The sequence below is a fragment of the Burkholderia sp. E168m23 genome, assembly GCF_016586125.1.
Lineage (GTDB): Bacteria > Pseudomonadota > Gammaproteobacteria > Burkholderiales > Burkholderiaceae > Burkholderia > Burkholderia orbicola.
Map to the genome: position 1 here is coordinate 1 of NZ_BCPP01000144.1, position 10,055 is coordinate 10,055.

A 10,055-nucleotide genomic window follows, 5' to 3' on the forward strand; every position below is an offset into this window, starting at 1 on the left:
GAGCTCGCGAGCGAGGCACGCTGACCGCACGATTACGCGCGGCCTGCCGCCTGCCCCGCGTCACTGCGGGTGCACGGCCTCCAGCCCGTCGAGCAGCGCCTTGTGGAACGCGTCCGGGTCCTGGATCTGCGGCGCGTGTCCGAGCGCCGGAAATTCGACGAGCTGCGCGCCGGGAATCGCGGCCTGCGTGCGCTTCGCGAGCTCAGGATAGCGGCCGAGCTTCGCGTGCACGTCGGGCGGGGCGACATCCTTGCCGATCGCGGTCGTATCCTTGTCGCCGATCATCAGCAGCGTCGGCACGCGAATCGCGCCGAGTTCGTAGACCACCGGCTGCGTGAGGATCATGTCGTAGATCAGCGCGGAATTCCACGCGACCGCGTCGCGGCCGGCGCCGCGATACATCCCGGCGAGCATCTGCACCCAGCGCTCGTACGACGGCGCCCACTTGCCCGCGTAGTAGGTCGACTGCTCGTAGCGGCGGATGCCGTCGGCGTTGGTCTTCAGTTCGCGCGCATACCAGTAGTCGACCGACAGCGGCGGCACGCCGAGCGCCTTCCAGTCCTCGAGGCCGATCGGGTTCACGAGCACGAGCTGGTCGGTCGCCTTCGGATACATCAGCGCATAGCGGATCGCGAGCATCCCGCCCGTCGAGTGGCCGATGATCGTCGCCGACTTCACGCCGACCGATTCGAGCAGCGCGTGCGTGTTGCGCGCGAGTTGCTGGAAGCTGTACTGGTAGCGCTCGGGCTTCGACGACTTGCAGAAGCCGATCTGGTCCGGCGCGATCACGCGATAACCGGCGCGGCTCAGCACACCGATCGTGTCCTCCCAGGTCGCCGCGCAGAAGTTCTTGCCGTGCAGCAGCACGACGGTGCGACCGTTCGGATGCGCGGGCTGCACGTCGAGGTACGCCATCTCGAGGGTTTCGCGTTGCGACACGAACGCGTACTCATGCACGGGCGCCGGATACGCGAATCCTTCCAGGCGCGGGCCGTAAGCGGGCCCGTCGTTGGCGGCGGGCGTGGCCGCAACGGCCGCAACCGGCATCGCGCACGCGGCGGCGGCACTCGCGCCGAGCACGGCGGCACGTGCGACGGACAACATCTTGCAAATCGAAAGCATGGCGATCACGGTGATTGGGGACGCGCGCGGGCAGCCGGGCCCCAGCGGGGCTGTCTCGCGCCCCGCGATTCTACGCGGTCGCGTGACGACGGCGCGCAACACTCCGGGGCCACGCGACTTCCGCGCGGTTGACGAACTCGGGTATCGTGTGACGTGACCCTGAAACGCGTGCAGGCGAATTCCCATGAAAAACGTCCTCAGCATTCAGTCGCACGTCATCTACGGCCATGCCGGCAACAGCGCGGCCGTGTTCCCGATGCAGCGTCTCGGCATCAACGTCTGGCCGCTCAACACCGTCCAGTTGTCGAATCACATGCAGTACGGCCACTGGGCCGGCAGCGCGATCGACGCCGCGAAGATGGAACAGCTCGTCGACGGCATCGCCGCCATCGGCGTGCTCAAGCGGTGCGACGCGGTGCTGTCCGGCTTCCTCGGCTCGCCGCCGCAGGCACGCGCGGCGGTCGAGATCGTGCGCACGGTGAAAGCGATGAATCCGAACGCGTGGTACTTCTGCGATCCGGCGATGGGCCAGACGGGCGGCATCCGGCCCGAGCCCGGCGTCGAGGAATTCATCGTGGAGGAGGTGCCCGCGCTCGCGGACGGCATGTCGCCGAACCACACCGAACTGCAGAAGCTCGCCGGGCGGCGCATCGAGACCGTCGCCGAAGCCGTCGACGCATGCCGTGCGCTGATCCGCCGCGGCCCGCAGATCATCCTCGTCAAGCACCTGCACGACCGCAACAGTCCGGCCGACCGTTTCAACATGCTCGCCGTCACCGAGACCGAAGCGTGGATCGGCCAGCGGCCGCTGTATGCGTTTCCGCGCCACCCGGTCGGCGTCGGCGACCTGACCAGCGCGATCTTCGTCGCGTGCCGGCTGCGCGGCGACTCGGTGCGCGCCGCGTTCGAGCACACGCTCGCGGCCGTGCACGCGGTGGTGAAGGCCACCTACGACGCGCGCCGCTACGAGCTCGAACTCGTCGCCGCGCAGGACGAGATCGCCCGCCCGAGCGAATGGTTCGGCGCGTGGGTGACCGACGCCTGACGCGTCGGCACTGCCCTGCGCTGCTCCAGCGCGCCGCTGTCCCGCTGTCCCGCTGTCCCGCTGTCCCGCTTTCCCGCTTTCCCGCTTTCCCGTTGCAGCCGACCTGCTGACGCCGCATCCCGATGCCGGTCCGCTGCCCGTGCAAACGTTTCCGGACTTCACATGAATGACACCGATTCCTCGCTATGCTCGCGGCGGCATGCACCGGCGCAGCCGCATCCTGCGACCCGGTGCGCGCCCTTCCCGCAGGTCCCGCCAATCGGCTCCCTCTTTACCCCACGATAACGACCATGACCCGATCGAACCGTCGTGACTTCCTGCGCGTCGCCGCCGGCACTGCCGGCGCCGCCGCGCTGAACCTGTTTCCGCCCGTGATCCGGGATGCGCTCGCGATTCCCGCGAACCGCCGCACCGGCACGATCCGCGACATCGAACACATCGTGATCCTGATGCAGGAGAACCGCTCGTTCGACCACTACTTCGGCACGATGCGCGGTGTCCGCGGCTTCGGTGACCCGCGCCCGTTGCGCCTCGCGAACGGCAAGTCGGTGTTTCACCAGCCGGTCGGCCCGGCCGAACTGCTGCCGTTCCACCCGGGCGTCGACAAGCTCGGCCTGCAGTTCCTGCAGGACCTGCCGCACGGCTGGCAGGACATGCACGCCGCCTGGAACAAGGGCCGCTACGACCAGTGGGTGCCGAACAAGGGCACCACGACGATGGCGTACCTGAAGCGCGACGACATCCCGTTCCACTATCAGCTCGCCGACGCGTTCACGATCTGCGACGCATACCACTGCGCGATCCCGAGCTCGACCGACCCGAACCGCTACTACATGTGGACGGGCTACGTCGGCAACGACGGCACGGGCGGGGGTCCGGTGCTCGGCAACGAGGAAAAGGGCTACGGCTGGACGACCTATCCGGAAGTGCTCGAACAGGCCGGCGTGTCGTGGAAGATCTACCAGGACGTCGGCACGGGGCTCGACGCGAACGGCTCGTGGGGCTGGACGCAAAACCCGTACATCGGCAACTACGGCGACAACTCGCTGCTCTACTTCAACCAGTACCGCTCCGCGCTGCCCGGCACGCCGCTGTACGACAAGGCGCGCACCGGCACCAACATCAGCGCCGGCGGCACGCTGTTCGACGTGCTGCAGCAGGACGTGAAGAACGGCACGCTGCCGCAGGTGTCGTGGATCTGCGCGCCCGAAGCGTATTCCGAGCACCCGAACTGGCCGGCGAACTATGGCGCGTGGTACATCGAGCAGGTGCTGAAGGCGCTCGTGTCGAATCCCGACGTGTGGAGCAAGACCGCGCTGTTCATCACGTACGACGAAAACGACGGCTTCTTCGATCACGTGCCGCCGCCGTTCGCGCCGCAGTCGCGCGAGAACGGGCTGTCGACGGTCGCGACGACCAACGAGGTGTTCGCCGGCGACGCGTCGCACATGGCCGGCCCTTACGGGCTCGGGCCGCGCGTGCCGATGCTGGTCGTGTCGCCGTGGACCAAGGGCGGCTGGGTCTGCTCGCAGACCTTCGATCACACGTCGCTGCTGCAATTCATCGAGGCGCGCTTCGGCGCGCAGTATCCGGTCACGGCCGCCAACGTGTCGCCGTGGCGCCGCGCGGTGTGCGGCGACCTGACGTCGGCGTTCGAGTTCGCGACCGCGGACGCCGCATGGCCGACGCTGCCCGACACCAGCGGCTACGCGCCGCCCGACCGCGTGCGCCATCCCGACTACATCCCGGTGCCGCCGGTGCTGCAGAAGCTGCCGAAACAGGAAGCCGGGCTGCGTCCGGCGCGCGCTCTGCCGTACGAGCTGTTCGTGCACGGCCGCGTCGAAGCCGCCAACGGCCAGTTCCGGCTGACCTTCGCGAACACGGGCCGGGCGGGCGCCGCGTTCCAGGTCCAGTCGCGCAACCGCGTCGACGGCCCGTGGGCGTACACGGTCGAAGCCGGCAAACGTATCGCCGATACGTGGAGCGCCGCCGCATCGCTCGGCCTGTACGACCTCGACGTATACGGCCCGAACGGCTTCTACTGCCATTTCCGCGGCCCGTTCGCGACCGGGGTCGGCAGCGCGGACGTGAACCCCGAGGTGATCTACGGCTACGACGTCGCGAACGGCAACATCACGCTGCGCCTGATGAACCGCGGCCACAAGGCCGTGCGGCTCAAGGTCACGAACGCGTACGGCCACGGTCACGCGCGCACGTTCGACCTCGCGCCGGGCGCGCACGTCGACGATTACTGGGACCTGCGCGGCAGCCACGGCTGGTACGACCTCACCGTCAGCGACGGCCGCCTGCTCGGCTTCCTGCGCCGCTTCGCCGGCCACGTCGAAACGGGCCGCCCGAGCACCAGCGACCCGCTGATCCGCACGACCGCGTCGCACGACGACGCCGAAGCCGCGTCGGACGCCCTGTCCGACTGACGTCGACCCACGCGCGGCGCGGCCCTTCTGACGGGCCGCGCCGCGTTTTTGCCCGCACCGCCCCTCTTCTCTGCGCCCGTTGCGTTCGCGACGGGAAACTCCCGATACCGGCCGCCCGCGCACGCGCGGAAGCTATGCGCAAATCCGCATCGAATGCGCGACAAATTTCCAAGACCCGCGCATATCGGCGACCTATATATCGAAGCAATCGGGGCTCTTCGCGGAGCCTGACGGGAGATGTTTCCGAGGATCACGATGCCGACCTCCCCGCCCGATTCCGAGAAGCGGTCGAACCGCCCGCCCGTCGCACGCGTCCGGCCCGCCCAGGCGCGCGCGGTACCCACTCGCCGGTGTCGAACAAGAGGAACAACATGAAATTCCGTCATTCCCTGCTGTCGGTGTCGATTGCATCCGCGCTTGCCCTTCTGTCGCAACAGGCTGCCCAGGCCGCCGACACAACCGACGTGAAGGTCGGCTTCGCCGCGCCGCTCACGGGCGTGAACGCCGGCTACGGCAAGGACCTGCAAAACGGCGTGCAGCTCGCGCTCGACGATGCAGCCGCGCAGAAAGTGCAGATCGCCGGCAAGCCTGCCCGCTTCAATCTCGTCGTGCAGGACGACCAGGCCGACCCGCGCATCGGCGTGCAGGCCGCGCAGGCACTGGTCGACCAGAACGTGTCGGTCGTGGTCGGTCACTTCAATTCGGGGACGACGATTCCGGCGTCGGTGGTCTACGACAAGGCCGGCATTCCGGTGATCGACCCGGCCGCGACCAACCCGACGCTCACGTCGCGCGGGCTCGCGAACATGTTCATGGTGATCGCGACCGATGGCCAGAATGCCGGCAACGCGGGCAAGTACGCGGTCGAGGTGACGAAGGCGAAGCGCATCGCGATCATCGACGACCGCACCGCGTTCGGCCAGGGCGAAGCCGACGAATTCGAGAAGGCCGTGAAGGCCGCCGGCGGCAACCTCATCGGTCGCGAGTTCACCAGCAACCAGGCGGTCGATTTCCGCGCGCAGATCACGAGCCTGAAGGCCAAGAATCCCGACCTGATCTTCTTCGGCGGCCTCGATTCGCTCGCCGCCAACTTCATCAAGCAAATGCGTCAACTCGGGCTGAACGCGCAATTCGTCGGCGGCGGCGGCGTGAAGGACAACGAGTTCATCAAGATCGCGGGGCCGGCCGCCGAAGGCGCGATGGCGTGGGAATACGGTCAGCCGCTCGACGAGCTGCCGCAGGGGAAGGATTTCGAGGCGCGCTTCAAGAAGCGCTTCGGCGTCGACGTGCTGTCGTATGCGCAGTTCGGCTATGACGCGGCGTGGGCGGCGATCAAGGCGATGCAGGCGGCCGGTTCGACCGATCCGAAGGCCTATCGCCCGGCGCTGAAGAAAATCGACTTCCCAGGCGTGACCGGCCGCATCTCGTTCGCGAACGACGGCTCGCTGAAGAGCGGGATGTCGACGCTGTACCAGGTGAAGAACGGCGCGTGGAAGACGATCGTGACGAAGGGAGGCTGATCGGCGAGAGGGGCGGCCGGCGGCGGGAACGCCGTCTGGCCGCGGAGATCGAGACGATTGCGCCGATCTCGTATGACGACTGATGTTAAAACAATGCCAGCGGACCCGCGACCTCGCGAGCCCCGTGACCCAACGGTCAGCCCGCTTCGGCCTCGGCTGCCTCGTGCGCGCGCCGCAGGCGCTCGCGGCTGTTGGTGAGGTGCGTGCGCATCGCGGCGCGCGCCGCTTCCGGGTCGTGGCGCGCGATCGCCTCGTAGATGTCCTCGTGCTCGTGGTTCAGCCGGCCGACGTAGCGCTCGAGGTCGTCGCCGGCAAAGCGCGCCGAATTCACCCGCGTACGCGGAATGATCGACGTGCCCAGCTGCGTCATGATGTCGACGAAATAGCGGTTGCCGGTGGACTGCGCGATCTGCAGATGGAACTGGAAGTCGAGCTGCGCGGTGTCACGCCCGCCACCCGCGCCCGTCGCGATCGCGTCGAGCGCGCGCCGCAGCGCGGCGAGGTCGGCATCGTTCGCGCGCTGCGCGGCCAGGCTCGCGCACTCGCTTTCGAGGCTGATACGCAGCTCCAGCACCGCGAGCACGTCGCGCAGCGTCGTGATCGTCGCGGGATCGATGCCGAGCGTCTGACGGCGCGACGGCTCCAGCACGAAGCTGCCGATGCCGTGGCGCGTCTCGACGAGGCCGCTCGCCTGCATCCGCGAGATCGCCTCGCGCACGACCGTGCGGCTCACGCCCTGCGCCGCCATGACTTCGGTTTCGGTCGGCAGCTTGTCGCCGGGCCGCAGCGTGCCGTTTTCGATCTGCGCGGTCAGCGCGTCGACGACATCTTGTGCGAGGCTGCGTGCGCGACGGCGCGGCGCTGCGGGAAGCGTAGGCACGGACATGTGGCCGGTTCCTTTTTGAATGATCGTAATGTGAGCCGAGGGTTTACGCGGGGTTTGAGCGAAAGCCGATGATTCATTATACTGCGTCACAAGTCATCCGACGACTGATGATCGGCGCACGGATCTCCTGTCGACTCAGGTCGGCTGTTCAGCACCGCCCGGTCCCGTGCGTGACGATCGACCTGCGTTCGCGTTCTGCGCTCCGCCGGCCCGGTTGTCGCTTCCACCCCATTCGGGTTGCGTCGACATGCGGGGCTTGCGCGCCGCGCACGTCGGTTGTCGAATGATCGCACCTCGCGCCGCGCGCGGCAAAGCTTTTGCCGCACGGCATCGCCCACTCTTTCGCCATCGCCGCCCATGAACGCCGTCACTGCCTCGCCCTCCCACGACACGCCGCGCATCGTCGACCTGCAAGCGATTCCGGTCGCCGGCCACGACAGCATGCTGCTCAACCTGAGCGGCGCGCACGGCCCGTTCTTCACCCGCAACCTCGTGATCCTGAAGGACAGCGCGGGCCGCACGGGCGTCGGCGAAGTACCGGGCGGCGAAAGCATCCGCCGCACGCTCGACGACGCGCGCGCGCTCGTCGTCGGCCAGCCGGTCGGCAACTACCATGCGGTGCTCAACGACGTGCGGCGCACCTTCGCCGACCGCGACGCAAGCGGCCGCGGGCTGCAGACCTTCGACCTGCGCACGACGATCCACGCGGTCACCGCGCTCGAAGCCGCGCTGCTCGACCTGCTCGGCCAGCATCTCGGCGTGCCGGTCGCCGCGCTGCTCGGCGAAGGCCAGCAGCGCGAGCGGGTCGAGATGCTCGGCTACCTGTTCTACATCGGCGACCGCACGAAGACCGCGCTCCCCTATCGCGACGGCCGCGGCGCGACCGACGACTGGACGCGCGTACGCGACGAAGCCGCACTGACGCCCGAAGCCGTCGTGCGGCTCGCCGAAGCCGCGCATGCGCGCTACGGCTTCAACGACTTCAAGCTGAAGGGCGGCGTATTCGAAGGGGCCAGCGAGATCGAAGCCGTGACGGCGCTCGCCGAGCGTTTCCCCGACGCGCGCGTGACGCTCGATCCGAACGGCGCATGGTCGCTCGACGAAGCCGTGCGGCTGTGCCGCGATCAGCATCACGTGCTCGCGTATGCGGAAGATCCGTGCGGTGCGGAGAACGGTTACTCGGGCCGCGAGGTGATGGCCGAATTCCGCCGCGCGACGGGGCTGCCGACGGCGACCAACATGATCGCGACCGACTGGCGGCAGATGGGCCATGCGGTGCAGTTGCACGCCGTCGACATCCCGCTCGCCGATCCGCACTTCTGGACCATGCAGGGGTCGGTGCGGGTCGCGCAGATGTGCCGCGACTGGGGCCTCACGTGGGGTTCGCATTCGAACAACCACTTCGACGTGTCGCTCGCGATGTTCACGCACGTCGCGGCCGCGGCGCCGGGTCAGGTCACCGCGATCGATACGCACTGGATCTGGCAGGACGGCGAACGGCTGACGCGGGAGCCGCTGAAGATCGAGAACGGGCTGGTGGAAGTGCCGAAGCGGCCGGGGCTCGGCATCGACATCGACATGGATGCGGTCGCGCTCGCGCACGAGCTGTACAAGCAGCACGGCCTCGGCGCCCGCGACGACGCGGCGGCGATGCAGTACCTGATCCCGGGCTGGACGTTCAACAACAAGCGCCCGTGCCTCGTGCGCTGAGCGTAGGACGGACCGGGCGGCAAGGTCGCCCGGTCGGAATGGAATGAGGCGATTCGCCCGTGTATCGGCGATCGCCGGCCGGGAAAGACCGGCGAAGCAAAAGCGGGATTCGCGAGTGCGCGGCCGGCCGGTCGCCGCGCGACGATCCTGACCGGGCGCTCCTAAGCGGGCCTCCCTAACCGGGCCTCCCTAACCGACCGCACCTACCCGGCCAGCCCGATCCCCCGCGCCATCCCCGACGCGGCGAACACGATGACGATCACCAGCACCGCCTGCCAGTGGCCGATCCGCACATAGGTGCGCGCCCGGCCGAGATCGGGCGGTTGCTGCCGCCGCGCGGCGATACGCCAGCGGATCAGCCCCAGCATCGGCACGATTTCGAGCAGCAGGAGCAGCACGAGCGCGGTCATCTTCAGGTGAAAGAGCGGTTCGTGCAGGTAGTACGCGGCCCCTTTCTCGAAACCGCCGAACGCCCGCGCAAGGCCCGTCGCGATCAGCACGAGCGCCGACAGCCCCCAGACCGCATCCGCCTTGAACACGCCGGGCAAATCGGCTGGCTGCGCCGACGCGATGAGCCGGCGCAACGCACGGTTACGCGCCGCGATCGCGGCGAATGCGACGCCGAACGCACTCAGGTGAATGGCAGCCAGCAACCAGCGGACGATCATCGCGCCGCCTTGTCGCCCGCGCCCGGTGCGCGAGCCGTGTCAGACGATCTGCTTGAGCGCCGCGTCGAGCGCGAGCACCGCGACGCGGTCGCCTTCGGTCGTGAGCGGCGCGCGCATCACGATCTGCCGGTTGTGGCCGACCGCCGCCGGCGAATCCCACAGCAGCTCCACCTTCGGTCGACTGAACAGGCTGCCGCGGCGCGGCGGCACGACCGCCGGCTGCGCGCCCTGCTCGCCCGCGGCGGGCGCGGTGGGTGCGACCCGGCCGGGCCAGCGCACCGACAGTTCGCGCGCGTCGTACTGGCCAACCTTGCGGCTTTCCATCCAGACGATCGCGGTGCGCGTCAGCACGTCGAGCGAAATCGCATACCGACCGACCGCGAAGCGGCGCGCGGCCACGTTGGTCCGCCACAGCGGCCGCGGCCGGCAAATCCAGACGATCGCCGCATAGAGCGCCGGCGCGGCGACGAGCCAGCCGTTGGTCGCCGTCACCGCGTGCAGGGCGCGGCGCCAGCCGGCCGCCCACGTGAACGCGCCGATCGACCACACGGCGAACAGGAAGCCGATCAGCGCGAACGCGCGCAGCGCCTGGCGCAGCCACTGCGGCAGCGGATGGAACGGCCGCTCGGCCCGGGCGGCGGCGCCCGGCAGCGCCAGCAGCAGGAAGAT

Annotated in this window: 8 protein-coding genes; 4 read left to right on the plus strand and 4 right to left on the minus strand. The window is 68.8% G+C overall.

The features are described from left to right. Window positions 1-60: 60 nt before the first annotated feature. The gene (locus JMF90_RS10335; RefSeq protein ID WP_011694232.1) at window positions 61-1,122 is read right to left on the minus strand and encodes an alpha/beta fold hydrolase; all 1,062 of its coding nucleotides are present in this window, start codon (window positions 1,120-1,122) and stop codon (window positions 61-63) included. Between the two features lie 184 nt (window positions 1,123-1,306). Here JMF90_RS10335 and pdxY point away from each other — a divergent pair, with 184 nt between their 5' ends. The 3 genes from pdxY (at window position 1,307) to JMF90_RS10350 (ending at window position 6,122) form a co-directional block, all read left to right on the plus strand. After that, a complete protein-coding gene (gene pdxY / locus JMF90_RS10340; protein WP_011544974.1) occupies window positions 1,307-2,167 on the plus strand; it encodes a pyridoxal kinase PdxY in 861 nt (286 codons plus the stop codon). A 290-nt stretch (window positions 2,168-2,457) separates the two neighbouring features. Continuing rightward, entirely contained in the window at window positions 2,458-4,602 is a 2,145-nt protein-coding gene (locus JMF90_RS10345) for a phosphocholine-specific phospholipase C (RefSeq protein ID WP_011694231.1), read from the plus strand. A gap of 371 nt (window positions 4,603-4,973) precedes the next feature. Further along, window positions 4,974-6,122, plus strand: a complete 1,149-nt coding sequence (locus JMF90_RS10350; RefSeq protein WP_012328174.1) for a branched-chain amino acid ABC transporter substrate-binding protein — start codon at window positions 4,974-4,976, stop codon at window positions 6,120-6,122. 136 nt (window positions 6,123-6,258) lie between these two features. Here JMF90_RS10350 and JMF90_RS10355 read toward each other — a convergent pair whose 3' ends face one another. Beyond that, window positions 6,259-7,008: a FadR/GntR family transcriptional regulator gene (locus JMF90_RS10355; RefSeq protein ID WP_011544971.1), complete on the minus strand. Its 750-nt coding sequence runs from the start codon at window positions 7,006-7,008 to the stop codon at window positions 6,259-6,261. A gap of 357 nt (window positions 7,009-7,365) precedes the next feature. Here JMF90_RS10355 and gudD point away from each other — a divergent pair, with 357 nt between their 5' ends. Then, window positions 7,366-8,718 carry a glucarate dehydratase gene (gene gudD, locus JMF90_RS10360; RefSeq protein WP_011544970.1) on the plus strand — a complete coding sequence of 451 codons (1,353 nt, stop codon included), beginning with the start codon at window positions 7,366-7,368 and terminating at the stop codon, window positions 8,716-8,718. Between the two features lie 203 nt (window positions 8,719-8,921). On the opposite strand, the gene JMF90_RS10365 is transcribed toward gudD, so the two are convergent. Next, window positions 8,922-9,386, minus strand: coding sequence for a DUF2214 family protein (locus tag JMF90_RS10365; RefSeq protein ID WP_011544969.1), 465 nt, complete (start codon window positions 9,384-9,386; stop codon window positions 8,922-8,924). Window positions 9,387-9,425: 39 nt separating this feature from the next. Further along, the coding region (locus JMF90_RS10370) for a hypothetical protein (RefSeq protein ID WP_201325086.1) at window positions 9,426-10,055 on the minus strand (630 nt) is incomplete at its 5' end.

Excerpts from the sequence above, each read along its gene's own strand:
- pdxY (WP_011544974.1), top strand. The coding sequence starts at position 1,307 with ATGAAAAACGTCCTCAGCATTCAGTCGCACGTCATCTACGGCCATGCC.
- JMF90_RS10335 (WP_011694232.1), bottom strand. The coding sequence starts at position 1,122 with ATGCTTTCGATTTGCAAGATGTTGTCCGTCGCACGTGCCGCCGTGCTC.
- JMF90_RS10355 (WP_011544971.1), bottom strand. The coding sequence starts at position 7,008 with ATGTCCGTGCCTACGCTTCCCGCAGCGCCGCGCCGTCGCGCACGCAGC.
- gudD (WP_011544970.1), top strand. The coding sequence starts at position 7,366 with ATGAACGCCGTCACTGCCTCGCCCTCCCACGACACGCCGCGCATCGTC.
- JMF90_RS10350 (WP_012328174.1), top strand. The coding sequence starts at position 4,974 with ATGAAATTCCGTCATTCCCTGCTGTCGGTGTCGATTGCATCCGCGCTT.
- JMF90_RS10345 (WP_011694231.1), top strand. The coding sequence starts at position 2,458 with ATGACCCGATCGAACCGTCGTGACTTCCTGCGCGTCGCCGCCGGCACT.
- JMF90_RS10365 (WP_011544969.1), bottom strand. The coding sequence starts at position 9,386 with ATGATCGTCCGCTGGTTGCTGGCTGCCATTCACCTGAGTGCGTTCGGC.